The sequence below is a fragment of the Dorea sp. AM10-31 genome, from assembly GCF_003435815.1.
Classification (GTDB): domain Bacteria; phylum Bacillota; class Clostridia; order Lachnospirales; family Lachnospiraceae; genus Dorea_D; species Dorea_D hominis.
This window is the reverse complement of record NZ_QTUV01000002.1, coordinates 104,960-130,172: the sequence shown is the minus strand read 5'-3', so window position 1 is coordinate 130,172 and position 25,213 is coordinate 104,960. Positions and strand designations below refer to the sequence as shown.

Sequence of the window (25,213 nt, the reverse complement as noted above, 5' to 3'; positions counted from 1 at the left end):
CAGGATCTATATTATATTCTGTTTTATACAGAAATTATTCCTTGTATTCAACATTCTCTGCCTCTTCATAGACCGGTTCTTCTACTTCCGGAATCTCTTCCGCCTCTTCGTAGACCGGTTCTTCTTGAACCATATTCTGATCCGGAACTTCTAATTCTTGACGATTGTTATGTACGCGGTCATAACACTCCTGCAGAGAATTGACAAGCCCATCGTATTTTGTAGTGTAGCTGTCCAGTGTATGTCCAATAATGCTCTCTGCATTGGCAAGCAGATCATCAGTATAACGGATCGCTCCGATACGGATATCATTCGCATCTCTTGTCGCATTATCCAGAATCTCCTGTGCCTGGTCAGTTGCTGCGGTTACGATTTCATTTGCCTGGGCATATGCCTGCTGCATGATCTCGTGCTCACTGACAAGTTCATTCGTCTGAATGTGCGCTTCCTCGATCATATTGTCTGCTTTGTTCTGTGCATCAGCAAGGATTGCATCTTTATTTGCAATAATCTTCTGATAACGCTTGATCTCTTCCGGCGTACGCATACGCAGTTCACGAAGAAGCTCGTCCATCTGGTCTTTATTTACAATAATCTTCGTTGTAGATAACGGCTGAAATTTACAACTGTCGATATACTCCTCAATTTCTTCAATAATCTGCTCAATACGGCTGCTCATTATTCACACTCTCCTTTTTTCGTGATCTTCGATTTTATTTTCTCCTCAACATGTTCTGGAACAAATTGAGATATATCCCCTCCAAAAGCTGCCACTTCCTTTACTATCGTGGAACTGAGATAAGAATATTCCAGACTTGTTGTTAAAAACACTGTCTCAATATCCTCTGCCAGCTTGTGATTCGTCTGTGCCATCTGCAATTCATATTCAAAATCTGTCACAGCACGCAAGCCACGCACGACCATCTTCGCTGACATCTCTTTCGCAAAATCGATCAGAAGTCCTTCAAATGGTACAATCTTCACTCCCGGCAGTTCTTTTGTAACTTCTTTTAACATTTTAACACGTTCTTCTACGGAAAACAACGGGGTTTTTGCCTTATTATTCAGCACTCCGACAATGAGTTCGTCAACAAGTCCGCTTGCTCTTCTGATCACATCCAGATGTCCGTTCGTCACCGGATCAAAACTTCCCGGATAAATTGCTCTTAACATACCGTTCCTCCTGTTTTCTCCAAAAATACATGTTTATTTGTCTTATATAATTTCTCCTTGATAATCGAATAACCGAGTGCTTCTACATCGTCAAACGTTGTCTCTTTGGACGCTTCTACGATCAGCAGTGTATCTTCATCCACCAGATTTGAATCATTCAGACTCGCAAGTACTTGTTTCTCCAGATTATGGTTATACGGCGGATCCATGAAAATAATGCCAAACGCACTGGTTCCGCGAAGTCTTGCCAGTGCACTTAATACATCTGTTGCCACTACCTGTGCATTGGAATCCAGTTTTGTATATTTTAAATTCTCTTTGATACATGAAACTGCTTTCGGATTTTTCTCAACAAACACGGCTTCCTTCGCGCCACGGCTTAAAGCCTCGATTCCGATACCGCCGCTTCCGGCAAACAGATCCAGAAACCGGCAGTCATAAAGGCTCGGTGTAATCATATTAAATAATGTCTCTTTGATCCGGTCGGTTGTCGGACGTGTGTCCATTCCTTCAATCGTTTTCAGTTGTAATCTTTTGGCAGATCCTGCTATTACTCTCATAACATCCTCACTTGCTTCGCTTATTATATAGTTCTTCTATTAATATTTCTTCTTTCAGCAAAATATCTTTTTCCCGTTCATTATACGTATTTACTATATAAAAGTCAAATCGGCACACAGCATTTTCTGCCATGCGCCGATTTTTCTTTTCCTTATTTACCGGACATCTGTTTTTCCTGTTCTTCGATCATTTTCTTAACCATATAACCACCAACAGATCCGTTCTGTTTTGATGTCAGGTCTCCGTTGTACCCGTCTGATAATGGTACACCAAGTTCGCTTGCTACCTCGTATTTGAATTTGTCTAATGCTCCTTTTGCCTCCGGTACGGCGGCTCTGTTTGATGAACGATTTGCCATTTTATACTCCTCCTTTTAATCTCTGTGTTGTTCTGTAACCTTTTGTAATATTTGTTTTGGTTACGATCCTAGTATATGGAGGAATTAAATTATTACACTAGAAGTTCTTTCATAATCTGGAATTTTTTTCAACCATTCCGGATATTCTTCTAAAATCCAGTCTGCCGCTTCATTTGCCATTTGCAAGATTGCCGCATCCTGATAAATATCTCCGATTTTAAAATCCATAAGACCGCTTTGACGGATGCCAAACAGATCACCCGGACCACGAAGCTTCAGATCTTCACTTGCGATTTTGAAACCATCGTTGGAATGATTCAGAATATCCAGTCTTTTTTTCGTCTCTTTTGCATCAGAACCGGTCATAAAAATGCAATAAGACTGATATGCACCTCTTCCGACACGTCCCCGGAGCTGATGGAGCTGGGCAAGACCAAAACGTTCCGCGTTTTCAATCAGCATGACTGTCGCATTCGGCACATCGATTCCGACTTCAATTACCGTAGTGGATACAAGGATCTGAATCTGATTTTCTGCAAATTGCTGCATGATCTCATCTTTGTATACCTGTTTCATCTTTCCATGCAGGCAGCCCACCTGCACATCTGCGCCCATCTCATCCTGAAGCATCTTGCTGTAGTCCGTGACATTTTCTGCTTCCATGTTTTCACTCTCTTCGACCATCGGACAGATAACATAACACTGTCTTCCTTCTGCGATCTGTTTTTTCATAAACTGATAAGCAGTCTGCCTGTATCCGGTATCTACGACGCAGTTTTTGATCGGGATACGATTTGCCGGAAGCTCATCAATCACCGATATGTCCAGTTCACCGTATAAAATGATTGCAAGCGTGCGCGGAATCGGTGTCGCACTCATAACAAGCACATGCGGTGTACCGCCTTTCTGCGCGAAACTCTCTCTCTGCTTCACGCCAAAACGATGCTGTTCATCGGTCACAACAAGCGCCAGATTATCATAATTTACCGCATCCTGTATAAGCGCATGGGTTCCGATGATAATCTTCGCAAATCCGCACTCTATCCGGTCATAGGCACGCCGTTTTTCCTTTGCGGTCATGGAACCTGTCAGGAGCACTGCTTTCACTGGAATATCATAGGTTTCCAGCATATTACATATTGACGCGTAGTGTTGTCTTGCAAGAACTTCTGTCGGAGCCATCATTGCGCCCTGGCATCCTGAAAGTGCTGTATTAAAAAGCGCCAGAACTGCAACGATCGTTTTTCCGGAACCGACATCCCCCTGCACCAGACGTGACATGGTCATCTCTCCCGCCATATCTGTTGCAATCTCTTTCCAGACTTTCTTCTGTGCATTTGTCAGTTTATATGGAAGCTTCGCTATAAATGCATCTATATCCGGGTGTACCGGGATCACATATTCATTTTCCAGTTTTTCATTCTTATCTTTTAATTTTCGGATTGCAAGAATAAACTGAAGAAATTCTTCAAATACAAGACGCTTTCTTGCATGCATGAAAACAGCTTTGTCCTCTGGAAAATGAATTCCCCGGACCGCATAATTGTACTCTGCAAGTTCATAACGCATACGCAGTTCCTTCGGCAGACGTTCTCTGGTCAGATCCATCCCGTCAAGCACCTGATGCATTGCTTTCATAATGGCATGATTGGAAAGTCCGGCTGTCAGACCATAGATTGGCTGCAGCGTATTTTTTTTCCCGTCATACTGTTCCGGCGGATAAAAGACCTCCGGATGTTCCATGACAAGTTCGTTTCGTTTTCGCACAATCTTACCGCGAAGCGTAACTGCACCGCCTTTTTGAAATGTATTACGAAGATACGGCATCCGGAACCAGATAACCTTAAGCGTTCCGGTCAGATCTTTCACATGCATCGTCGTCACCTGCAGGCTGCGGTTCCCGGATACCTGCACGCGGCCAAAAATCATGCCGTTTACTGCCACTACCTGCCCTTCTCTTACATCGCTTATTGACACCGGCTCTTCATATATATCATAGCCTCTCGGATAATAACGGAGCATATCTCCTACCGTAGAAATACCAATCTTCGCAAACAGTTTTTCTGTTTTCTCTCCGATTCCTTTTAATTCTTTAATACTTGTTTCTTTGATCATAACTGCTCCTGCGTAGTAACATCAATAACAAAAAGGGGACCGCTTAAAGTCCCCTTTTATCCTGCTTTTTTTCTATTCAACTGCCAATACGTAATAATAGATCGGCTGTCCACCAAACTGCGCATCAACGTCTACATCCGGATATTTCTCCGTCACTTTCTCTGTAAATGCATCTGCATCTTCTTCTGATACATCAGCTCCATAATACAGGCTGATCAGTGCTGAATCATCATCTACAAGCTGCTCCAGCATATCCAGCGCTGTTGCCTCCACTTCCGTTCCAACAGAAAGGATTCCGCTGTCACCGATTCCCATGATATCTCCTTCATGGATCTCTTTCTCATCAATCTTCGTATCACGGACTGCATATGTGATCTGTCCGGTCTTAACATTCTTAATCTCTTCCAGCATCGTCTCTTCGTTGCTCTTCGCATCTGCGTCCGGCACAAAATTGATCAGTGCTGTGATTCCCTGTGGTACTGTCTTTGTCGGAATTACAATGATCTCTTTATCTTCCACAAGCGCTTTTGCCTGATTTGCAGCAAGGACAATATTCTTATTGTTCGGAAGGATAAATACACTGTCTGCATTCACTGCATCAATTGCCTTGAGCATATCTTCCGTACTCGGATTCATTGTCTGACCGCCTTCGATAATATAATCAGCTCCAAGTTCTTTGAAAATGGAATTCAGTCCTTCACCAATTGATACCGTAATAAATCCCATTGGTTTTCTAGGCTCTTTAGCCTTCTCTTCTTCCTGTGCTGCCGCAAGTTTCTCGGCATCACGGATCAGTTTTTCCTGATGCTCCTCGCGCATATTGTCAATTTTCATGCGGGAAAGCTGTCCGTAAGTCAACGCTCTCTGAATCGCAAGTCCCGGATCATTTGTATGCACATGGATCTTCACAACATCGTCATCTGCAACACATACGATAGAATCGCCGATGGATGACAGATATGCTTTAAAATCATGTTCATCTGCTTCTGTAAATTCTTTCTCTGTAAGGATAATGAACTCTGTACAATATCCGAACTTGATATCTGCCGTATCTTCTGCATTCACTTTCGTTACAGTCACACCGCCGGCAGGCTGGATCGCACTGTAATCTACTTCTTTTCCAAGGAATGCATCATATGCTCCTGAAATCACTTCCAGAAGTCCCTGTCCGCCGGAATCTACAACGCCGGCTTCTTTAAGAACCGGAAGCATCTCCGGAGTCTTTGCAAGCACTTCTTTTGCATGTTCGATCACTGCCGGGATGAACTCTTCGAGATCATCTGTCTCCTGTGCCAGCTCAGAAGCCTTCTCAGCAATACCGCTGGCAACTGTAAGAATTGTTCCTTCCTTCGGCTTCATAACTGCTTTATAAGCTGTATCACGCGCTCTTGTGCATGCTGCTGCAAGTGCGATCACGTCAATCTCTTTCTCTTCGCGGATTGACTTGGTAAATCCTCTTAAAAGCTGTGACAGGATAACACCGGAGTTACCTCTTGCGCCACGCAGGGAACCGGATGAGATTGCTTTTGCAAGCTCTTTCATACCCGGATTCTCAAGTGCTGTTACTTCCTTTGCTGCAGACATAATTGTCAGTGACATGTTCGTTCCTGTGTCTCCATCCGGAACCGGAAAAACATTCAGCTCATTGATAAATTCTTTCTTTGCCTCTATATTCTGTGCACCTGCAAGAAACATCTTTGCAAGCATGTCCACATTAATTGTCTTTGTAGCCACTTCTTATGTTCCTCCTTAACTAATCGATGACTCTTACACCTTCGATATAGATATTGATCTTATCAACCGGCATACCTGAAAATTCTTCTACTTTATACTGTACATTGCTGATCAGGTTCTCTGTTACTGCAGAGATACTGACACCATATGCGACGATCGCATGAAAATCAAGACTGATGTGATTGTCATCAGAAATGTGAACCTGAATACCACGTGTCAGGCTCTCTCTTTTAAGCAAATGTACAAAACCATCCTTCATATTAACAGCAGCCATACCAACGATACCAAAGCATTCTACTGCAACGGTTCCGGCATATTTTGCAATAACCTCAGGATCAATTGTAATAATTCCAAGATCTGTACTAACGCATCCCTTCATACTGCAACCTCCACTTCTTCTATTTATCATTTTAAGTATAGTCTAATCTTCTATATTATACCCTGTTTGCTCATTTATTACAAGTCACGCATAGCAGACAGCGCCTGTTCTGTCATAAAAATATAATTTTTTGTCATATAAAAAACTCAGATTCCAAATCGAACCTGAGTTTTTAATTCCAATCACATTCTTGATTAAGCACGTTCAACTTTGCCTGATTTTAAGCAAGAAGTACAAACATACATTTTCTTTGTAGCTCCGCCTTCTGTCTTAACACGAACTGATTTTACGTTTGATTTCCACATCTTTGGTGATCTTCTATGTGAGTGACTTACATTGTTACCAAAGTGAGCACCCTTTTCACAAATAGCACATTTAGCCATGACTGCACCTCCTAACGCTCATAATAAGTCTGTTCTCCAGACTCGCAACATTGACATTGTAACAGACTTGTTATCTAATTGCAAGTATTTTTTATAAAAATGTAATCTTAAGATGAAAATATGTTTTCAAGGCGGCAAAAGTGTTCTCTCCTGTCTGCACCGCCTGCTAGCAGCAGAACAGATTATACCCTGCCAGTATACATAAAATAATACAGATCACTTCTATAAAAGCATTCGGTAAGATCATAGACAGAATAAGCCCGACAGCAACCCAGAACAAAGCAAATCCGATTACTTTCTTCATAATTCTCACTGCCTTTATCAATTCTTTTCATATTATTTTATGCAAATTTGCCGGAAAACATTACAAAGTTCTCTGCCTGGTTATTCCTCGTCAAGAATATCCATAACATCTTTCTCCGTCATCTTGTCATCTTTATCGCCGGTAAACTTGTCGATGGCATCCGGAATCATATCCAGGATCTTCGTCATCGTATCCTGATTCTTGATATTTACAAGTTTTGTTTTACCATTCTGGATCACAAGCACCGCACACGGAGACATCTTACCGCCGACACCTCCTGCCCCTTTTTCCTTCTTATCGCCGCTGAATGCGCCGGCTCCGATACCAAAAGAGACATCTACAAGTGGAAGAATGATCGTATCTCCGATGTGAATTGCATCTCCGACAACTGTCTTTGATGAAACAACACTATCCATTCCCCGGAACAATGCTTCTACTGTTCCTTTAAAATTATTGTCTGCCATATTATTTCCTCCTGACTTTATCTTTCATAATTTTTTATATCCCGATAGGTCGTTCTGATATTCCGGTTCCAGAACAATACCCATGCAAGTCTCGCAAGATGATTTAACCGTAAGTTTCCTTTGCAGAGAAGGCTTCCTCCAAATACTGCCTGTTCAAAATCCGGATGCACTTCAAATGCCGACCCAAAGAGCGGATAAAATACACTTAATACAGCCAGCACTTCACCGGTATAAGCCGGATCTTCAAATCCAAATCTTATCTTTCCTTCCAGCTTCTTTGGTTTCCACGCTTTCAGAAAACGGAAAAGCTCTTTTTTAGCTTTTTCAAATGCAGCTTTATGCGTCTCGTCCCGAAGAAAGGACATCAATTGCTCTTTCTTATCCACAACTGTCTGCTTCTGCTCACGCATCTTATCGCGCGTTCTCTTTATCTTCTTTACAATCCTCTGAATGTAAGATTCTTTTTTATCCGGATTCTTCCGTTTAGATTTTTTCTTTTCAGTTTTTTCAGGATCTTCTGAAACTTGTCCAGATTTTTCTTTATCTTCTTCACACTGTACCGTCTGCGGAAGTTTCTTAACATCTTGTGCTTTTTCAGCCACCTGTAATTCTTCTTCCACTTCTGGCTCTTCATACGCTTCAACAGACCTCTTTTTCTCTGGCTCTTCATGCGTTTCATCAGTTTCTTCCACTGTTGTATCCGGTTCTTCGTTAACAGACCGTTCTTTTTCGTCATCTTTCTCATCGGCTTTCTCCTCCTTTATTTCTGCGCTTCGCTTCTTTGCAGATCTTCGTTTCCAGAACACAATCCGTAATTTCCATATCAGATGGCTGTCCTTATACAGCAGATCGATTCTGAACAAATGTAAAAGCCACGTTATGCACACCTTTCCTTTCAAGCTGTCTGTAGTCCCTCTGCATACGCCCTGTGCTTTGTAACGAACAGGAACAAACAGCAGGATCAGAATCAGCAATAGCAGTATTCCCAGTATCACTGCGATTATGATTCCTATTATTTTCAAGATCAACAACAATATATGTAGCATCTTAACCTTCCCGTTCTTTTTCTAAAATATAGGAACGGATATCCGCACCTTTGGTTTCATTATACACTTCCTGTGTGATTCCTTCCACTATTTCCAGCGCATCCTCAAAATCTTTTGTAAGACCCACGACAAGCGGCAGCTCCTCCGGATAATTTTTCTGCCTGCGGATACATGCCGGGAAAATATCCAGCTGGTTCTGATCTGTCGATGCAAGTGTGATCAGATAAACTCCGGGTAATAATTTCCCGTTTTTCAGTTTTTTAATCAGATTTTCTTTTTTCTTCTGCAGGCCTTCCGGCACATATAAATATTTATAAATATGCATATGCCGCCCTCTTTCTTTAATAATAGGCATCAAAAACTTTCCTTGCCACATTAACTGCTTTCGCATTACCGTCTGCTGCTTCGATCACAACGCTGACAACAAGATCCGGATCATCCACGTTCGACATACCGATAAACCAGGAGTGGTCTTTGTTCTTATCCGAACTGTACTCTGCTGTTCCGGTCTTTCCTGCTGTTGTATAACTTGTTCCGCTCATTGCTGATGCTGCTGTTCCGTATTTTGTTACACTGGACATATAATCCTTTAACATGGAAGCTTCTTTCGCTGTCATCAGTTCTGCATATTTTTCCGGTTTCGTCGAGCTTATCACAGCGCCTTTGTAATTTGTCACAGAATCCACAAGGTACGGCTTCATCAATGTTCCACCATTTGCAATTGCCGAAGTAATGAGTGCCATATGATATGGACTTACCTGTGTCTTTCCCTGTCCGATCGCTGTCATCATACGTTCCGCGATTCCTGCCTGGTCACTTAATGCAAAATGACTTTCTTTATAAGAAATATTCCCCGGAAGTTTTGAATCAAACAGCAGCTTCTTTGTAGTCTTCTTAAAATCCGGGATCTTCAGTCCTTGTCCGATATTACTGAAAGAGGTATTGCAGGAATAAGCAAGGCTGTCTCTGAAACTTACCTGTCCGTGCACTTTTCCGCCAAAGCAGTGGATCGTATTCGATCCAGCTTCGATCTGTCCCTGGCACACATAAGAATAATCATCCGGATTGCCATGTTCTCTTATATACTCCAGTGCTGTTATCACTTTAAATGTAGATCCCGGCGGATACTGTCCCTGTGTTGCACGGTTTAACAGTCTTGCCGATGAATCCGTATTGAGTGTCTGCCATTTGTCTTCCACTGTCTCCGGATTGAAGTCCGGCTTTGATACCATGGCAAGAACTTTGCCTGTCTTCGGATCCATGGCAACAACCGCACCCTTTCGGTCTCCCAGCGCATCATACGCTGCTCTCTGTAATTTCACATCCAGTGTTGTGACAACATTGTCTCCCGGATTCTTCTTATCCTGAAATTCATTCGTTAGCTTCTCCAAAAAAAATGCATTTGACGACAGAAGTTCGGAATTCATTCTGGATTCCAGACCGTATTTCCCTTTTGCCGTATACCCGACTACATGGGCAAATTCTCTTCCATACGGATATTCCCTCGTCTCGCTTCCATCTGCGGAAGTTGTCGTCTGAGCAAGTACTTTCCCTCTTTTGTCCAGAATCTTACCTCTTGTAACACGTTTGGCAAGCGTATCTGATCTCCGGTTGTACGGACTGCTTATGAAATCTTTACTTTTTACAACATTAAAATAGGATATATATCCCATCATGACTAAGAAAAGTGTGACAAAAACATATGTTACTCTAGCGAACTCTTTGTTGCGGGCGCGTTTGCGCTTTGCGCGGCGCTTTTCTTCCCTGCGGGCGCGCCTGCGGTCTCTGGCGGTCATATGCCGGCGTTCTTCTCTGCGGCGCATGTTCCTGTCTGCTTCTCTTTGCTCGTAACCGTTCCTTCTTCTTTCTTTCAATGTCCTCTTCCTCGTCTTCTCTTAAAATATAAAGTCCCTGAATAATCGCAAACATGATCACTGTACTGAACAGTGAACTACCACCATAGCTGACCAGAGGAATGGTCACACCGGTGGATGGAATAAACTTGGTCACACCTCCGATGGCAAGAAACACCTGGAAAATATAACAGGTTCCAAGCCCCAGCGCTACCAGCTTGTAAAATCCGTTGTGAAGCTGCATTGCAATATTTAAAAACATAATATAACAGCTCACACAGATCAGTATCATACAAAGTCCGTAGATCAGTCCCATCTCTTCACCGATCGCTGCAAAAATGAAATCGGATACTGCAACCGGGATCGTATTCGGCACTCCCTCAAATAAACCAAGTCCGAACCAACTTCCGGTGCCGATTGCAAATAAAGACTGTGCTACCTGCTGTCCGCCGTTCGCGTATACAGCAAGCGGATCTTTCCATACGATGACACGCACACGCACATGGTTGAACAGATAATATGCCGCCACGGACGCCAGACTCCCGGCACCCAGTCCGGCAAATATATACAGAGGCTGTCTCGTTGCCACATAGAGCATAACGAGATATACAACAAATATGATGAGTGCCGCACCAAGGTCTTTGGATACAACCAGGATCAGCACATGGAATGCCGCCAGCGCTGTCGTGATCACAATATTCTTAAATTCCAGTGACAGCTTAAAACTGGAGGCAACAAAGAATACAAAAACAATCTTCACAAGCTCTGACGGCTGGATATTTGCAACCTTTGTTGAAAAGCTAAGCTTTGCACCTCCGGTAACTCCACCCCAGATAACAACTGCCGCCAGCGAAAAGATACCGATTACTGCGTAAAATTTTCTCCATTCTGCCAGAAACTTGAATTTCCGGATGATCACCGGTACAACCAGACTGCATGCAATACCTGCCGCCGCGATCATAAACTGCTTGATCGCGTAAGAATAATTCAGCCTCGTCAGCATGATAAATCCAATGCATAACAGCATACACATATTATTGACGACCAGTCTGGACACCTTTGGATATAACAATGTGTACAAAATGATCGTAGCTCCAAACAATACTACCTGCATCAGATAAAACGCCAGCATTTTGATGTCATCCGTCTGTAAATACATCACTGCAAATGCGATCGCATGCATCAGAAACATTAATATATTCTGTCGGCGCAGAAGATAACGTTTTCTGTCCGGGTCCTGATAACCAAATATGCTGAAACATAAGAATGTGTACATAATGATCAGCAGAATCATCACATATTTGGATAGTTGTACGATTATATTTACCAAACTCTCACCTACTTCACTCCTCGTTTAAAATGTCCTTTTGTATAGGAGGCTTCCGGAAGCTGTGCATTTCTTCCCCGTAAAAATACATCTCCATATACATTTATAATATCCCGCGTTTCTTTTCCGGATTCCATCGTGAAATCCAGCCGCAGTGCCGATGGCTGTAAATTCCGGATCTCTTTATGCTGTTTCATAAGCATAAGCGGAACCGGGTTATAAATAATATTATAGCAGAAACTGCACTCATTCCTTACCGGAAATCTGTTCTGATAACGGTCCGTCAAATATAAAAGTGACGGCTTTCTCTCACAGCTCCTCGTATTCTTCTGTATACAGTTTGCCGTGATCATCACCGGCTGGTATCCGTAAATACTCAGCATACCGCCCAAAAGACCGCAGTCTTTTAATTCTCTGCCATTGAGTTCAACAGATGCCGTAAACCGGGAAATGCCTTCCTGCTTCAGAAAAGCTTTTCCACTGTGGTTAAATACATACATATTGTAATCTGTCAGAATCTCATCCGTGTAATTTTTCTCTTTCAACCATGCAAGGCTCTCGAAATTGCGGATCATCACGCCATCAAAACTCTTCTTAAGTTCTGCATAGTACTGTTCAAACAGCTTAACTGCACGTTTCCGGAAAATATATGGCATAGCAAGATATAGTTTCTGATCATCAGAGAGCTTCTCTCTGAGATTTTTCCATTCTTTCGCCTCACAAAGTGTACTTTCTGCCAGGATCACTGCAACATCTTCTCTGCCTGCTGCGGCTTCAAACTGTTCCGGTGTGCATACGCGCACTGTAAATCTCTCATCCGCCGGAACATTATTATATTCGTGGCAGATCTCATCCTGTCTCTCAAAAAATGTTTCAACACATTCCGACGACTCTGAAGTTCTACGATATGGTTCTAATAATTTTTCTTCTAATAATCCCAGACTTTCCCGTCGCAGTTCATTGATTGCCTGCATTGGTAGAAAAATACTGCCTTCCGTATGGATTTCCAACTCATCAAATGTAAATGGCGTCTGACCTGTCTTGCGCATCTGCTTATCAATACGCTTCTCATCTAACGGCTGCTTCAGTGCTTTCTGCACTTCAGCGCCTTCACAAGAAACAGATACCTCCCGACAGCATAAGTCTATTTTAGCACGACTTCCTTCGGAAAGTGTGAAGACTCCCTTAATTTTTTCTTGCTTTTTTGAAAATTCCGGAAGCGTCTCTACCTGTTCTTCTCCTTTTGGCCGTTTTAGTGATAACATCGATCTGCCATTTTCGCATTGATAATAACCCTTCATATAGCCTCTTCTTCTGTAGGCATTCTCCAGAGTTTTAAGATCTTCCGGCTTCACACGGAAACCATCGCGCCCTTTCTGCAAATAAAGATTCACGTATTTGCGGTACATCCGTACAACCGTATAGACATATTCCGGCTGCTTCATCCTGCCTTCAATCTTAAAAGAGTCAATTCCAGCTTCGATCAGATCCGGGATCATCTCTATTGTGCACAGATCCTTAAGGCTCATCAGATCCTGCGGTTTCTTTCCCTCTACGGAATATGGAAGACGGCACGGCTGTGCACACTGTCCCCGGTTACCACTTCTTCCGCCAATCATACTGCTCATCAGACACTGGCCAGAATAACAGTAACACATTGCACCGTGAACAAAGCATTCCATCTCCAGACCTGTTCGTTCTTTCATCCGACGCACTTCCTCAAGACTGATCTCTCTTGCCGGAACAATACGCGTTGCACCCTTTCTGCCGAAAAATTCTGCTCCGTACTCGCCTGTCACTGTCATCTGCGTGCTGACATGCACCGGCAGATCCGGAAAAACCTCACGGATAAACGAAAAAACACCCAAATCCTGAACAATTACGGCATCCAGCCCTTGACGGTAATATGGCAACAGATACTCATACAATTCTGCAAGTTCATAATCCTTCAGCAGCGTATTCACCGTCATATAAATCTTCCTCTGCTGTAAATGTACCTCATCAATGGCACGCAGATACTGCTCTTCATCCAGATTGCCTGCATATGCCCTTGCGCCAAAACGCATCCCGCCGGCATAAATCGCATCCGCTCCGGCGGCAAGTGCCGCAGTCAGACTTTCATAGGAACCTGCCGGTGCCAGTATCTCTATATGATTGTGCCTATTCTCCGCCTCTCTGTTCATCCAACTACTCCTTGTTCTATAATATCTACCCTGCCAGATACTTCACATCTCATCTGAATATCTCTGGCAGCGAAGTTTCCTTTTAAACAAATAAATTGTGTCCTAGCATATTTCCGCACCGAGCGCGTTGCTGAGCGCCTGCGACGCTCATTTAGCAACTACCGGAGTGAAACGTAGACAGTTTACAACAATCTACCTCTTCGTGCGAGTGCGCATCCCGCCGGAGATTTTTCATGTAACAGAAAATGCACTTTCCTGTTACATGAAAAAGGCTGTCACTCGACAGCCCTTACTTATTTTTATTCTCTGTCTCCAACTGAACGATCTTAAGCTGAAGTTCTTTGTTCTCTTCTTTTAACTTATCCATCGCTTTCTCAGCATTCTCAAGCTTGATCTGCACGGATATCAAGTCATGTTTCAGTTCGTACATGTCCTTGTCTTTCTCCTCGATATCGTTTTCCAGTGAAGTCCCCTGCTTCTTTGCTTTGAAATAATCATCCGCAATATTAAGTGCCAGAAGGATACTTCTTGTCTCAGCGTTCTGCTTGCGATATCCGTCGCTTGCTCCGAGCTCGTCCAGTTTATGATTCAGATAAGTAGATACTTTCTGCAGATAGTCTTCGCTCTCAAATCCGCTCAGTGTAAATACCTTTCCTCCGATTAATACTTCTGTAAAATTCTTTGATGATGCCATAAATGCCTCCCGCATACATTCATAATCTTTTTACCATTATAAACTAATCTGTGCAAAAAACCAACCTTTTTTTCATCTGCTGATTTTTCTGCCGATTTTTCAGACTTCCATATTCATCTCAATGCCAAGATGTATATATGCTTTTTCTGTGACAATTCTTCCCTTCGGAGTACGCTGGATAAATCCATTTTTCAGCAGATACGGTTCGTATACATCCTCGATCGTTCCTGCATCTTCTCCGACAGAAGCTGCCAGTGTGTCCAGCCCTACCGGGCCTCCGGCAAATTTATTCACAATCGTAAGCAAAAGTTCCCTGTCTGTCTGATCAAGACCTTCTTTATCTACATCCAGAAGATCCAGTGCATAGTCTGCAACTTCCTTTGTGATATCTCCGTCATACTTTACCTGTGCAAAATCCCGCACACGCTTTAACAGACGGTTTGCCAGTCTCGGTGTTCCTCTGGAACGTCTCGCCAGCGCCAGAGCGCCCGCTTCATCGATTCCTACTTCCAGTACTCTCGCTGAACGCTTGATGATCGTCACCAGTTCCTCAGTTGTATAATATTCCATCCGGTGTACAACTCCGAAACGGTCCCGGAGCGGCGCTGTCAGCATACCTGCTCTCGTCGTTGCACCTACCAGTGTGAATTTTGGAAGATCCAACCGAATAGATCTTGCAGTTGCGCCCTTTCCGATCATGATATCAATCGCATAATCTTCCATCGCAGGATAAAGTACTTCTTCTACCTGCCGATTCAGCCGATGGATCTCATCTACAAAAAGAACATCCTTCTCCTGCAGATTATTTAAAATTGCTGCCATCTCACCCGGTTTTTCAATTGCCGGTCCGGATGTGATCTTAATATTCACGCCCATCTCATTGGCAATGATCCCGGCAAGTGTTGTCTTTCCAAGTCCCGGCGGACCATAAAACAGGACATGATCCAGTGCATCTCCTCGCTCTCTCGCCGCACGGATATATACATTCAACATCTCCTTCGCCTTTGCCTGTCCGATATAATCGTCCAGAAGCTGCGGGCGGAGATTGTTCTCGATCTTCGCATCTTCTTCCAGATTCTCTGTTGTTATGATTCTTCTGCTCATCTTTATCGATCCTTTACAGCATCTGTTTCAAAGCCTGTTTTAATACAGCTTCGACATCCATTGCTTCTGTTATTTCTATTTTCTTCACAGCTCTTAAAGCCTCTGTACTGCTGTAGCCAAGTGCTGTCAGCGCCTGAACAGCTTCGCTCTGGACTCCGGACGAATCTCCGTAAGAAATATCCCCGGCGTCTCCGGTCATCGTATGCTCTAACGCATCCTCAAGGCTTAGCTTGTCCTTAAGCTCTAAAATGACCTTTTCTGCTGTCTTCTTGCCGATTCCCGGTGCCGCACAGATTGCTTTCACATCACCGGATAATACTGCAAAACGCAGATCATCCGGGCTTAATACAGACAGTACTGCCTGACCGCCTTTTGGTCCGATCCCGTTCACACCGATCAACAACTTGAATACCTGCAGATCATCTCTTGTCAGGAATCCAAATAACTGCATCGCGTCTTCTTTTACATTAAGATAAGTATAAATACGCACCTCATTGCCGACCGGCGGCAGCTGGCTGATCGACTCTACCGGCATGAAAATACCATAGCCGACGCCACCGACATCTACGATCACGCGATCTGCTTCCACAACCGCAAGTTCACCTCTGATATATTGAATCATCTGTTCCTCCATTTACCTAAAACTGTATATTCACAAGCCTCTTAAGCATCATCTCCGCAACAATGCCGATCACAAGTCCGGTAAGCAGCCCTGCTACCAGAAGTACCGGGAAATAATAAGTAACGCTGAATGTCTCTACCACAACAGCCGCAACAATAAGCTGTCCGATATTGTGGAAGACACCGCCTGCAATACTGATTCCCTGCAAGCTGAATCCTCCCCACTTCTTAAGAAGCGCCATTACAGTCAGACTTAAAAGTCCTCCGGCAAGGCTGTATATAATGCTGAAATAATTTCCAAAAATAAATCCTGCCAGCAATATACGCACGACAGAAAGAAGATACGCCTCTGAAAGGCGCATCTTATATAAGGCAACAACAATGATCAGATTCGCAAGTCCAAGTTTCACACCGGGAATCCCGAGGTTGACCGGAATCAATGTCTCTACATAACTAAAAATCAATGCCAATGCCGTAAACACTCCAAAATATGCTACTCTGCTCTTCACGTACTCCTTATCTTCCTTCCTGCTACAATACCTTAATTTGATACAGCATCAAATTCACTGTTCTCACTGCTCTCAACTTCAACAACTACTTTATTCGGAAGACAGATAATGCTCTCATTGTTTTTTGAAATTGCTTTCTGGTTCACGCAGAGTTGATCCGGGCAGTCTGCCTCTTTCATCTTCGCTCTGTTGTTTTTGATCACAAGTGTATTCGTTCCACCATTGATGGAAATCTCCTGATCCTCTCCAAGAGAATAGGTTCCCTCAATCTTCCCGTCTACTTTCACCACAACGCAATTCGCACCTTTGGCGCCAAGAAGGTTATGGAGAAAGAAGGCAAGACCCGCTACAACAATGATAATCGCAATTAAAACCCAGTCTTTTTTCTTCAAATGCATCTTTTCTTTCATATACACCGTTCCTCTCTGCGTTACATTCTAACACAAGAAATCAAACACTGCAATCACATGTTCGATTGCATATCTTATTTTTCATGGTATAATAACTTAAGATTATGACTGCCGACCTGGAGGTGTATTATGAAACTAAAAAAAATCACGGCAGCAGCCATGTGTGTTTCACTTCTTCTGACCGGTTGTTCCGGACTTTCCGGAAAACGCGGGCTTACTTACAGTGACACATTATTTGACACCACAATTAAGGTGCAGATCCTGGATTCTGCCAATACTTCTGTCATCAAGGGCTGCGAAACATTATGTAAGAAATACGACGCTATGTTCTCACCGGACAACAAAAAAGGCGATGTATATAAGATTAATCATGCAAAAGGAAAAGCTGTTACCGTTTCGGACGATACGATCAGTCTGATCAAAAAAGGGCTTTATTATGGAAAGTTCTCGAAAAGTGAATTTGATATTACCATCGGTTCTGTTTCCCGCCTGTGGGATTTCCGTTCCGGCAAGAAAAAGGTACCATCTTCCGCAAAAATCGACAAAAAGCTTTCCCACGTCAATTATCACGATGTAATAATAAATGGCAATGCTGTTACGCTGGCAGACAAACATGCGAAAATTGACCTCGGAGGAATCGCCAAAGGTTATATTGCAGACCGCGTAAAAGACTATCTGAAAAAGAAAGGCGTGAAACACGCGACGATTAATCTCGGCGGCAATGTACAGACGATTGGTACCAAGCCGGATGGTTCGGATTATCACATCGGCATCCAAAAACCATTTGGGAAAAACGGCGAAGCGATCGCTTCCGTAAAGATTGATGATCAGTCTGTTGTCACCAGTGGCATTTACGAACGATATTTTGAAAAGAACGGAAAGATTTACCATCACGTGCTCTCGCCTTCAACCGGAAAGCCATGCAAGACAGATCTGTACAGTGTATCTGTTATCACAGATTCATCACTAACGGCAGATGCGCTGAGTACCATCTGTCTGATGATGGGATATGACCGCGCACTGAATATGGTAAACCAGTTAGATAATGTTGACGCCATTTTTATTACAAATGATGGCGAACTTCATTATTCGAATAATTTCCAAAAAAATCACTAGTAGCTGGTATTCTTTAGATGTTTCAGCTGACGATCACAGATAATGGAATAAAGCAAAAGAAAGACGATCACTTTACTGCGATCGTCTTTTTATTGCTTTATTCCATTCATATGTGCCACCAAGTATCCGCGAATGGCACATATTGTCGTCCAGTCTTGATTGTCCCAGCTACCTATACTTCTATATATTTACTGCAGGCAACCGCCATTGCTCCAGGACCGATATGACATGCCACGCTCAGAGATAATTTTTCTGTGCGAATCTCATAATCAGGAAATCTCACCTGTAACTCCGCAATCCATTTGTCTTTTTCTTCTTCTGAGCATGTATATGCAGCTTCCAGATGAACCTTTTCTCCTGCGAAACGGGAATGAATATCCTTGTCAATTGCATCCAGCATTGTCTTTTTTGCAGCCTTCCATCCGCGCACTTTTGCAAATGCATCCAGTTTCTCGCCTTGGATCTGGAGTACCGGTTTCAGATTCAGTACCGTTCCGATTGCTGCGGCAGCAGGTGTGATTCTTCCACCTTTTTTCAAATATTTCAAAGTATCAACTGTAATATAAATGCTGGATTCCAGCTTTTCACGCATCAGAACATCGACGATCTCTTCACCGGACATTCCTTTATCGCGCATCATCATGGCGTCTTCCACAGATTGGCGTTGTGTTACGGAAATACGCTGGTTATCCACAACATGTACTTTTCCTTCAAATTCTCTGGCGAGCATGATCGCGTTCTCGCAGGAACTGCTCAGTCCGCTGGACATCGGAATATGAATGACTTCATCATACTCCTCTAGCAGTTCTTCCCACAGTTCCATAACATCTCCCGGTGACGGTTGAGATGTTGAAATATCCGCACCGGTTTCCAGTTTTTCATAAAATTCATCCTGTGTCAGTGTAATATCTTCGTAATACAGTTCCCCATTGATATAAAATGGCATCGGCACAACACGGATTCCCAGTTCCTTTGCTTCTTCCTGTGTAATACCACTGTTGCTGTCTGTTACAATTGCTATTTTTCCCATTACCTATACCTCACTAATTTTTAAAGCTGTGGATCGGTGCCGGAATACGTCCTTTCCTGTTCACAAATGAACTGCAGTCGTATTCGTTTACCGGCATGATCGGTGCATAGCCTAACAACCCACCGAACTGCGCCACATCTCCTACATCTTTTCCAATAACCGGAATGAGACGAACCGCTGTCGTCTTCTGGTTCACCATTCCGATTGCCATCTCATCGGCAATGATCCCGGAAATGGTTGTTGCTTTTGTCTTTCCAGGTATTGCGATCATATCTAACCCAACGGAGCAGACACATGTATATTCGCACCGGCAATATAAGCCGTTACTTTTGCGATAATTCCGACATTGTCTTTTCCAACTACTGTAATGATACATTTCTTCATATGCGAGTCCTCCTTCAAAGCCTGTTCATCTCTTCCTACAGCTGAATAATGTTAGAAACGGATGTTCTTTTTGCAACTGTGATCGGAAGTTCTTCTCCCTTGTACGGATTGTCTCCCATCGTAACTTCCAGTTTCACAGTTTCATAAGCAAGACTTTCATAATTATTTTCCTTGCTCAGATGTCCGAGTACAACTGCGGACATATCATCATGCAGTATATCACAAAGAAGGCGCCCTGACAATTCATTTGATAAATGTCCTTTGTCGCCCATAACTCTTCTTTTCAGAGGATAAGGATATGGACCGACTTCTAGCATATGTATGTCGTGGTTCGCCTCCAGTACAATGCCATTCAGATTTTTAAGGTTCTCAATGGTATAGTCATCATATATTCCAAGGTCTGTTGCAACTGCAGCAGACTTACTGCCATTCTCAATCCGGTAACCGGACGGTTCATTTGCATCATGGGAAATTGCAAAAGGACGGATGTCCATATCTCCCAGACGAAATGTCTGATCTACCTGCACCTCATGCAGAAGACCTTCCGGAAGCCTGCCAATATTTTTATTGGCTTTGATTCCTTCAATCGTTCCATGAGTTGCATAAACAGGAACTGCATATTTTCTGCTGAATACACCCAGTCCCTGTATATGATCGACATGTTCATGTGTAATGAGAATCCCCTGTAGTTCATCTCCTTTGATCTCCAGCTCTTTCAAGCCTTCTTCAATTCTCTTTTTGCTGATTCCAGTGTCTACCAGAAGATGCGTAGTATCATCTCCTATGTAAATACAGTTTCCGCTGCTTCCACTGGCAATGCTGCATAATCTCATCTGTTATTTCCACCTGTTCTTTACAATGTTATTTTTTCTATTATGTACCGTCATGCTGTCTTTTAACTGTTACAGATTCTTTACGATCTGATCGATCTGGATCATTGTCTCGGCGAAAACACCATTATTGTCAATAACTCTGTCACATTCCTTCATAAATTGCTCTTTTGTAAGCTGGGAAGCCATGATATCATCAATCTTGGATTCCTTGTATCCTCTGGAATAAAACAGACGGTTCTTACGGACCTCTGTCTTCACATATACATACCAGAGTTCGTCATAGACCTCTTCATAATGATCTTCGATCAGAAGTGCAGATTCCAGAATAAACAGATTCGTATTCTTCCGCTCTTCATGACGGATTTTTTTCTTAATCTCTTCCTTTACAGCCGGATGCACAATTGCATTGAGTGCTTCTAATTTGGCTTTGTCTGTAAATACGATATCCGCAATTTTCTCACGGTCCAGCTCTTTCTTCTCATCCAGGATGTCTTCTCCGAAATAAGCAACAATCTGCTCATAACATTCTGTTCCTTTTTTCTGTAAATGCTTTGCGACTTTGTCAGCCTGACAGATGGTTGCACCATATTTGTCATTCAGATATTCCAGAATCTGTGTTTTCCCGGAACCAACGCCACCTGTTAATCCTATTATCTTCATGTCTTTTCACCTCTTATTTTGCTTCGTACCAATTCGTTCCAGTATGCATATCTATCTCAAGCGGCACCCGAAGGTCAGCCGCATGTTCCATCTCTTCTTCCAGAATTTTCTTCACTTCTTCAACTTCCGTTTCGTACGCTTCGATCAAAAGTTCATCGTGTACCTGAAGCACAAGTCTTGATTTTAAATGCTCTTCTTTCAGTCTGCGTTCCACACCGATCATGGCAATCTTCATAATATCTGCCGCTGTTCCTTGGATTGGTGCATTCATCGCCACTCGTTCTCCAAATGAGCGTTGCATGAAATTGCTCGATGATAATTCCGGAACCGGACGCCGTCTGCCAAACAGTGTTACTACATATCCGTTCTCTTTTGCATGTGCGACTGTATCATCCAGAAACTTTTTGATTCCTGGATATGTCTGAAAATAATCTTCGATGTATTTTGCCGCTTCTTTTCTCGTAATGCTCAGATCCTGGCTGAGGCCAAAGGAACTGATTCCATATACAATACCAAAGTTTACTGCTTTTGCATTTCTTCTCTGCAACGGTGTCACTTCATCGAACGGAATGTGAAATACCTGTGATGCGGTAATTCTGTGAATGTCTGCTTCCTCCCTGTATGCCTGGATAAGCTGCTCATCCTGCGAGCAGTGTGCAAGCACACGCAGTTCAATCTGCGAATAATCAGCATCTACAAATACATATCCTTCTTCCGGCACAAATACTTTACGAATCATTCTGCCAAGTTCCACTCTGACCGGTATATTCTGCAGGTTTGGCTCCGCACTGCTCAAACGCCCGGTTGCCGTCACTGTCTGATGGAACTTTCCATGGATCCTTCCATCTTCCTGAATGTACCCCGCCAGCCCGTCTGCGTACGTAGACTTAAGCTTCGTAAGCTGTCGGTATTCCAGTACTTTTGATACGACCGGATAATCCGGTGCCAGCTTGTCCAGCACATCCGCCGCAGTTGAATATCCGGTCTTTGTCTTTCTTCCGCCCGGAAGTTCCATTTTTTCAAACAGAATTACTCCAAGCTGCTTCGGTGAATTGATGTTGAACTCTTCTCCTGCAAGCTCGTAGATATCTTTTTCCAGTTCAGTAATCTTACCGACAAGCTGATCTCCGTAAGCTTTCAGCGCTTCTGCTTCCACTTTCACACCATTTTGTTCCATCTCATATAAGGTAAATACAAGTGGCATCTCAATGTTTTCAAAAAGCTCCCAGCTCTTTGTATCTTTTAAACGGTTCTCCAGCGGTTCTTTCGCCGCAAATGCTGTATATGCTTCATAGCAGGCTTTTGTTCTCCCGTCTGCTTTCTCATCAATCATAAGTCCGAGCTGTTCTCTTGCGACATCTTCATACATATAATCGCTTTTCAGTGGATTCAGAAGATACGCCGCAACTGTCGCATCAAAACAATTCGCCCTGTTTTCTATCGGCAGTTCAGCTATGACATTTTTCAGATCAAATACAACAAATTGTCCGGCTTTCCGCTGAATCTGCGAGACTTGCTCTAATAACCATTCTGCGGAAATCTCTCCACCTGTAAGAATTAACGCTGTCTTTTCCTGTGATGCACAGAATGCAACTCCTCCAAGAGCTGCCTGCATGGCAAATAATGGCAATACATTTTCTGTATCTTTATAAACAGCTGCGCCAACAACTTTTTCTCCCTCAAGCTTCTTCAGATATGTTTCAGCTTCCTTCTTTGTCTTGATCGCACAGAAAGTCTCTTCAATCGATGGCGCTTCTGGCTGTACATCAAAACGGGATAACAGGTTCTTAAACTGTAATCTCTGGAAATATGCATAAGCCTCTTCCGTATAGAGATTGCCAAGTTTTGCCTCTTCAAAATCGTATTCCACATCCGCGTGCACTTCGATCGTCGCCAGTGTCTTGCTTAAAACCGCAAGATCCCAGTGTTCATTTAATGCCTTGGATGCTCGTGGTGGCTTCAGTTCTTCCACATGCTCATGTGCATTCTCAATAGAATGATACTCGGTAATGATCTTCGTTGCTGTCTTCTCGCCGATGCTTGGAACTCCCGGAATATTATCGGCAGTGTCACCCATCAGCGCTTTCAGGTCGATAAATTCAACCGGATTCACCTGATAGCGTTCTTTTACATCTGCCGCATAATAATCTTCCACTTCGGTGCGTCCCTGCTTCGTCTTCGGGATTCGAATCTTCACATGCTCTGTCGCAAGCTGCAGAAGATCTCTGTCACCGGAAATCACAGATACTTCCATGCCCTGTTCTTCTGCTCTTCTCGACAGCGTTCCAAGCAGGTCATCTGCCTCCAGTCCCGGCTGCTCGATAATGCGCACTCCCATCGCCTTTAACACTTCTTTGATCACCGGAACCTGCTGACGCAGTTCCTCTGCCATAGGCTTACGCGTTCCTTTGTACGCATCGTACATCTTGTGACGGAACGTCGGTGCATGCACATCAAAGGCCACCGTCAGATACTCCGGCTTCTCTTCTTCTAATATTTTAAACATGATCGTCAGAAAACCATAAATGGCATTCGTATGAAGCCCCTCTGAATTTGTCAGATCCGGAAGCCCATAGAATGCCCTGTTCAATATACTGTGTCCGTCGATCAGAACTATTTTCTCGCTCATAAAAACAACACTCCATGTATTTTTTCGCTACCTTAATACTATACACCAAATCCTTTGATTTTAAAAGTGCTTTTCTTTTTCTTCTTTCTCTTCTTCCTCAGCCTGGATAAACATCAGGACAAATACAACAAAAAGCAGGATACACACGGTATATACAGATTTTGTGCCAACCCCCGTCGTCAATTTTGTACTGATAACTGCGCCGAAGATAAATGCTGCAATAATTCCGTAATACTGAAGACTGTTATTACGTACTTTCCGGTCTCTGTGCACACCGGAATAAAAAAGATTCTCGGTAGCTGTCCTTAAGTTTCCGGTACACATCGTTGTTGCGTATTTCTTTCCTCCGCCAAAAGCCCTGAAACTCTCTACCTGCATAGAGCAGACGAAAGAAACTGCCGTATTGACCAGATCATTGCAAATGCCTTCCGGGACAAAAGAAACTGCCAGCAGTACAAGAATCTCCAGTGCGATAACGATCTGACGCCAGTGGATCTTTGTGCTGTAGCGGAAATTCAGTTTTACAATTTCCGTAATCATAACTCCGACCATAAACGCAAGGATCGGTAAAGTATACGTTGTTATTTTTTCAAAATTCTGCTGTGCAATATGAATCCCGAGAAGGACGATATTTCCCGTCTGTGCATTGGCAAATACGCCGCCCCGGCTTATATATGTATAGACATCCAGATAGCCTCCTGCAATCGCAAGAAGAAGTCCTATGAAATAAGACTCTGAAACCTGTCTTTTTAACTGTAGCATGAACTTACTTTCACATCCTTTATTTCTCTTTTTTCTGTAAATATGCCGCTCTTCCCTCTTCGTAAAGGTTGTTTCCCTCGCTGTCTATCACGACAACTAACGGCATCTCTTCTACATATAATCTGCGGAGCGCTTCCGCCCCAAGATCTTCATAAGCGATCAATTCTGCTTTTTTGATACATTTTGCAAGAAGTGCTCCGGCGCCTCCGATTGCTCCAAAATACACACCGCTGTATTTCTTCATTGCTTCAACAACTTCCGGAAGTCTGGCACCTTTTCCGATCATGCCTCTTGCACCTACAGACATCATCGTCGGCGCATACGCATCCATACGACCGCTTGTTGTCGGTCCCGCAGAACCGATCACATGTCCCGGTTTTGCGGGTGTCGGTCCGACATAGTAGATCGTTGCGTTTTTGGGATCAAATGGAAGTTCTTCTCCTCTTGCAAGCGCCTCACACATCCGCTTGTGTCCTGCGTCTCTTGATGTATAAATGGTTCCGGTCAGATACACGGTATCTCCGGCATGTAATGTTTTTGCAAGTTCCTCTGTCAAAGGAAGTGTGATATGTTTTTCCATT

27 protein-coding genes and 1 pseudogene are annotated in these 25,213 nt (G+C 43.3%); 1 reads left to right on the top strand and 27 read right to left on the bottom strand.

Annotated features, from left to right (window positions below):
* Positions 1 to 34 precede the first annotated feature (34 nt).
* From DW125_RS03735 to DW125_RS03645, 20 genes are all read right to left on the bottom strand, one after another.
* Positions 35 to 679, bottom strand: a complete 645-nt coding sequence (locus DW125_RS03735) for a hypothetical protein (protein ID WP_021860469.1) — start codon at positions 677 to 679, stop codon at positions 35 to 37.
* A complete protein-coding gene (gene coaD, locus DW125_RS03730; RefSeq protein ID WP_021860470.1) occupies positions 679 to 1,173 on the bottom strand; it encodes a pantetheine-phosphate adenylyltransferase in 495 nt (164 codons plus the stop codon). The genes DW125_RS03735 and coaD overlap by 1 nt, the downstream gene beginning before the upstream one ends.
* Positions 1,167 to 1,733 carry a 16S rRNA (guanine(966)-N(2))-methyltransferase RsmD gene (gene rsmD / locus DW125_RS03725; RefSeq protein ID WP_021860471.1) on the bottom strand — a complete coding sequence of 189 codons (567 nt, stop codon included), beginning with the start codon at positions 1,731 to 1,733 and terminating at the stop codon, positions 1,167 to 1,169. Before rsmD ends, coaD begins: the two co-directional genes overlap by 7 nt.
* A gap of 152 nt (positions 1,734 to 1,885) precedes the next feature.
* On the bottom strand, positions 1,886 to 2,092 hold the full coding sequence (locus DW125_RS03720; protein WP_021860472.1) for an alpha/beta-type small acid-soluble spore protein: 207 nt from the start codon (positions 2,090 to 2,092) through the stop codon (positions 1,886 to 1,888).
* Positions 2,093 to 2,176: 84 nt separating this feature from the next.
* Positions 2,177 to 4,207, bottom strand: a complete 2,031-nt coding sequence (gene recG, locus DW125_RS03715; protein WP_117537188.1) for an ATP-dependent DNA helicase RecG — start codon at positions 4,205 to 4,207, stop codon at positions 2,177 to 2,179.
* A gap of 72 nt (positions 4,208 to 4,279) precedes the next feature.
* On the bottom strand, positions 4,280 to 5,941 hold the full coding sequence (locus tag DW125_RS03710) for a DAK2 domain-containing protein (protein ID WP_117537187.1): 1,662 nt from the start codon (positions 5,939 to 5,941) through the stop codon (positions 4,280 to 4,282).
* Positions 5,942 to 5,960: 19 nt separating this feature from the next.
* The gene (locus tag DW125_RS03705; protein ID WP_021860475.1) at positions 5,961 to 6,320 is read right to left on the bottom strand and encodes an Asp23/Gls24 family envelope stress response protein; all 360 of its coding nucleotides are present in this window, start codon (positions 6,318 to 6,320) and stop codon (positions 5,961 to 5,963) included.
* 194 nt (positions 6,321 to 6,514) lie between these two features.
* The gene (gene rpmB / locus DW125_RS03700) at positions 6,515 to 6,703 is read right to left on the bottom strand and encodes a 50S ribosomal protein L28 (RefSeq protein ID WP_021860476.1); all 189 of its coding nucleotides are present in this window, start codon (positions 6,701 to 6,703) and stop codon (positions 6,515 to 6,517) included.
* 166 nt (positions 6,704 to 6,869) lie between these two features.
* Positions 6,870 to 7,007 carry a hypothetical protein gene (locus DW125_RS14070; protein WP_186855190.1) on the bottom strand — a complete coding sequence of 46 codons (138 nt, stop codon included), beginning with the start codon at positions 7,005 to 7,007 and terminating at the stop codon, positions 6,870 to 6,872.
* A gap of 80 nt (positions 7,008 to 7,087) precedes the next feature.
* The gene (locus DW125_RS03695) at positions 7,088 to 7,471 is read right to left on the bottom strand and encodes a GerW family sporulation protein (protein WP_021860477.1); all 384 of its coding nucleotides are present in this window, start codon (positions 7,469 to 7,471) and stop codon (positions 7,088 to 7,090) included.
* A 17-nt stretch (positions 7,472 to 7,488) separates the two neighbouring features.
* Complete coding sequence (locus DW125_RS03690; RefSeq protein ID WP_117537186.1) at positions 7,489 to 8,517, bottom strand: DUF2953 domain-containing protein; 1,029 nt, start codon at positions 8,515 to 8,517, stop codon at positions 7,489 to 7,491.
* A gap of 1 nt (position 8,518) precedes the next feature.
* Positions 8,519 to 8,842 carry a hypothetical protein gene (locus DW125_RS03685; RefSeq protein ID WP_021860479.1) on the bottom strand — a complete coding sequence of 108 codons (324 nt, stop codon included), beginning with the start codon at positions 8,840 to 8,842 and terminating at the stop codon, positions 8,519 to 8,521.
* A 16-nt stretch (positions 8,843 to 8,858) separates the two neighbouring features.
* On the bottom strand, positions 8,859 to 10,190 hold the full coding sequence (locus tag DW125_RS03680; RefSeq protein ID WP_199537823.1) for a peptidoglycan D,D-transpeptidase FtsI family protein: 1,332 nt from the start codon (positions 10,188 to 10,190) through the stop codon (positions 8,859 to 8,861).
* Positions 10,191 to 10,227: 37 nt separating this feature from the next.
* Entirely contained in the window at positions 10,228 to 11,700 is a 1,473-nt protein-coding gene (locus tag DW125_RS03675) for an FtsW/RodA/SpoVE family cell cycle protein (RefSeq protein WP_117537185.1), read from the bottom strand.
* An 8-nt stretch (positions 11,701 to 11,708) separates the two neighbouring features.
* Complete coding sequence (locus tag DW125_RS03670; protein ID WP_117537184.1) at positions 11,709 to 13,880, bottom strand: peptidase U32 family protein; 2,172 nt, start codon at positions 13,878 to 13,880, stop codon at positions 11,709 to 11,711.
* Between the two features lie 289 nt (positions 13,881 to 14,169).
* Positions 14,170 to 14,574 carry a cell division protein ZapA gene (gene zapA / locus DW125_RS03665; RefSeq protein ID WP_021860483.1) on the bottom strand — a complete coding sequence of 135 codons (405 nt, stop codon included), beginning with the start codon at positions 14,572 to 14,574 and terminating at the stop codon, positions 14,170 to 14,172.
* 99 nt (positions 14,575 to 14,673) lie between these two features.
* Positions 14,674 to 15,678, bottom strand: a complete 1,005-nt coding sequence (gene ruvB / locus DW125_RS03660) for a Holliday junction branch migration DNA helicase RuvB (RefSeq protein ID WP_117537183.1) — start codon at positions 15,676 to 15,678, stop codon at positions 14,674 to 14,676.
* A gap of 13 nt (positions 15,679 to 15,691) precedes the next feature.
* The gene (ruvA, locus tag DW125_RS03655) at positions 15,692 to 16,300 is read right to left on the bottom strand and encodes a Holliday junction branch migration protein RuvA (RefSeq protein ID WP_117537405.1); all 609 of its coding nucleotides are present in this window, start codon (positions 16,298 to 16,300) and stop codon (positions 15,692 to 15,694) included.
* Between the two features lie 16 nt (positions 16,301 to 16,316).
* Positions 16,317 to 16,808 (bottom strand): Gx transporter family protein, encoded by a 492-nt coding sequence (locus tag DW125_RS03650; protein WP_021860486.1) that lies wholly within the window; start codon positions 16,806 to 16,808, stop codon positions 16,317 to 16,319.
* A 32-nt stretch (positions 16,809 to 16,840) separates the two neighbouring features.
* A complete protein-coding gene (locus DW125_RS03645) occupies positions 16,841 to 17,218 on the bottom strand; it encodes a NusG domain II-containing protein (protein ID WP_021860487.1) in 378 nt (125 codons plus the stop codon).
* 129 nt (positions 17,219 to 17,347) lie between these two features.
* On the opposite strand from DW125_RS03645, the gene DW125_RS03640 reads away from it, so the two are divergent.
* Positions 17,348 to 18,334 (top strand): FAD:protein FMN transferase, encoded by a 987-nt coding sequence (locus tag DW125_RS03640; protein WP_021860488.1) that lies wholly within the window; start codon positions 17,348 to 17,350, stop codon positions 18,332 to 18,334.
* 172 nt (positions 18,335 to 18,506) lie between these two features.
* On the opposite strand, the gene DW125_RS03635 is transcribed toward DW125_RS03640, so the two are convergent.
* From DW125_RS03635 to DW125_RS03600, 7 genes and pseudogenes are all read right to left on the bottom strand, one after another.
* Positions 18,507 to 19,364, bottom strand: coding sequence for a DegV family protein (locus DW125_RS03635; protein ID WP_021860489.1), 858 nt, complete (start codon positions 19,362 to 19,364; stop codon positions 18,507 to 18,509).
* Positions 19,365 to 19,377: 13 nt separating this feature from the next.
* Positions 19,378 to 19,662 (bottom strand): annotated as a pseudogene (locus tag DW125_RS03630) (DUF711 family protein); the annotation flags it as partial.
* Positions 19,663 to 19,783: 121 nt separating this feature from the next.
* Positions 19,784 to 20,581, bottom strand: a complete 798-nt coding sequence (locus DW125_RS03620) for an MBL fold metallo-hydrolase (protein WP_117537182.1) — start codon at positions 20,579 to 20,581, stop codon at positions 19,784 to 19,786.
* Positions 20,582 to 20,650: 69 nt separating this feature from the next.
* Positions 20,651 to 21,241: a dephospho-CoA kinase gene (coaE, locus tag DW125_RS03615; protein WP_117537181.1), complete on the bottom strand. Its 591-nt coding sequence runs from the start codon at positions 21,239 to 21,241 to the stop codon at positions 20,651 to 20,653.
* A gap of 13 nt (positions 21,242 to 21,254) precedes the next feature.
* Positions 21,255 to 23,870 carry a DNA polymerase I gene (gene polA / locus DW125_RS03610; RefSeq protein WP_117537180.1) on the bottom strand — a complete coding sequence of 872 codons (2,616 nt, stop codon included), beginning with the start codon at positions 23,868 to 23,870 and terminating at the stop codon, positions 21,255 to 21,257.
* 60 nt (positions 23,871 to 23,930) lie between these two features.
* On the bottom strand, positions 23,931 to 24,632 hold the full coding sequence (locus DW125_RS03605) for a YoaK family protein (RefSeq protein ID WP_117537179.1): 702 nt from the start codon (positions 24,630 to 24,632) through the stop codon (positions 23,931 to 23,933).
* 19 nt (positions 24,633 to 24,651) lie between these two features.
* Positions 24,652 to 25,212 carry a Fe-S-containing hydro-lyase gene (locus tag DW125_RS03600; protein ID WP_117537178.1) on the bottom strand — a complete coding sequence of 187 codons (561 nt, stop codon included), beginning with the start codon at positions 25,210 to 25,212 and terminating at the stop codon, positions 24,652 to 24,654.
* Between the last annotated feature and the right edge of the window lies 1 nt (position 25,213).

What these genes read in the sequence shown, in the direction of transcription:
- DW125_RS03735 (WP_021860469.1), bottom strand. Translation starts at nt 679, where the DNA reads ATGAGCAGCCGTATTGAGCAGATTATTGAAGAAATTGAGGAGTATATC.
- coaD (WP_021860470.1), bottom strand. Translation starts at nt 1,173, where the DNA reads ATGTTAAGAGCAATTTATCCGGGAAGTTTTGATCCGGTGACGAACGGA.
- rsmD (WP_021860471.1), bottom strand. Translation starts at nt 1,733, where the DNA reads ATGAGAGTAATAGCAGGATCTGCCAAAAGATTACAACTGAAAACGATT.
- DW125_RS03720 (WP_021860472.1), bottom strand. Translation starts at nt 2,092, where the DNA reads ATGGCAAATCGTTCATCAAACAGAGCCGCCGTACCGGAGGCAAAAGGA.
- recG (WP_117537188.1), bottom strand. Translation starts at nt 4,207, where the DNA reads ATGATCAAAGAAACAAGTATTAAAGAATTAAAAGGAATCGGAGAGAAA.
- DW125_RS03705 (WP_021860475.1), bottom strand. Translation starts at nt 6,320, where the DNA reads ATGAAGGGATGCGTTAGTACAGATCTTGGAATTATTACAATTGATCCT.
- rpmB (WP_021860476.1), bottom strand. Translation starts at nt 6,703, where the DNA reads ATGGCTAAATGTGCTATTTGTGAAAAGGGTGCTCACTTTGGTAACAAT.
- DW125_RS14070 (WP_186855190.1), bottom strand. Translation starts at nt 7,007, where the DNA reads ATGAAGAAAGTAATCGGATTTGCTTTGTTCTGGGTTGCTGTCGGGCTT.
- DW125_RS03695 (WP_021860477.1), bottom strand. Translation starts at nt 7,471, where the DNA reads ATGGCAGACAATAATTTTAAAGGAACAGTAGAAGCATTGTTCCGGGGA.
- DW125_RS03690 (WP_117537186.1), bottom strand. Translation starts at nt 8,517, where the DNA reads ATGCTACATATATTGTTGTTGATCTTGAAAATAATAGGAATCATAATC.
- DW125_RS03685 (WP_021860479.1), bottom strand. Translation starts at nt 8,842, where the DNA reads ATGCATATTTATAAATATTTATATGTGCCGGAAGGCCTGCAGAAGAAA.
- DW125_RS03680 (WP_199537823.1), bottom strand. Translation starts at nt 10,190, where the DNA reads ATGGGATATATATCCTATTTTAATGTTGTAAAAAGTAAAGATTTCATA.
- DW125_RS03670 (WP_117537184.1), bottom strand. Translation starts at nt 13,880, where the DNA reads ATGAACAGAGAGGCGGAGAATAGGCACAATCATATAGAGATACTGGCA.
- zapA (WP_021860483.1), bottom strand. Translation starts at nt 14,574, where the DNA reads ATGGCATCATCAAAGAATTTTACAGAAGTATTAATCGGAGGAAAGGTA.
- ruvB (WP_117537183.1), bottom strand. Translation starts at nt 15,678, where the DNA reads ATGAGCAGAAGAATCATAACAACAGAGAATCTGGAAGAAGATGCGAAG.
- ruvA (WP_117537405.1), bottom strand. Translation starts at nt 16,300, where the DNA reads ATGATTCAATATATCAGAGGTGAACTTGCGGTTGTGGAAGCAGATCGC.
- DW125_RS03645 (WP_021860487.1), bottom strand. Translation starts at nt 17,218, where the DNA reads ATGAAAGAAAAGATGCATTTGAAGAAAAAAGACTGGGTTTTAATTGCG.
- DW125_RS03640 (WP_021860488.1), top strand. Translation starts at nt 17,348, where the DNA reads ATGAAACTAAAAAAAATCACGGCAGCAGCCATGTGTGTTTCACTTCTT.
- DW125_RS03635 (WP_021860489.1), bottom strand. Translation starts at nt 19,364, where the DNA reads ATGGGAAAAATAGCAATTGTAACAGACAGCAACAGTGGTATTACACAG.
- DW125_RS03620 (WP_117537182.1), bottom strand. Translation starts at nt 20,581, where the DNA reads ATGAGATTATGCAGCATTGCCAGTGGAAGCAGCGGAAACTGTATTTAC.
- coaE (WP_117537181.1), bottom strand. Translation starts at nt 21,241, where the DNA reads ATGAAGATAATAGGATTAACAGGTGGCGTTGGTTCCGGGAAAACACAG.
- polA (WP_117537180.1), bottom strand. Translation starts at nt 23,870, where the DNA reads ATGAGCGAGAAAATAGTTCTGATCGACGGACACAGTATATTGAACAGG.
- DW125_RS03605 (WP_117537179.1), bottom strand. Translation starts at nt 24,632, where the DNA reads ATGCTACAGTTAAAAAGACAGGTTTCAGAGTCTTATTTCATAGGACTT.
- DW125_RS03600 (WP_117537178.1), bottom strand. Translation starts at nt 25,212, where the DNA reads ATGGAAAAACATATCACACTTCCTTTGACAGAGGAACTTGCAAAAACA.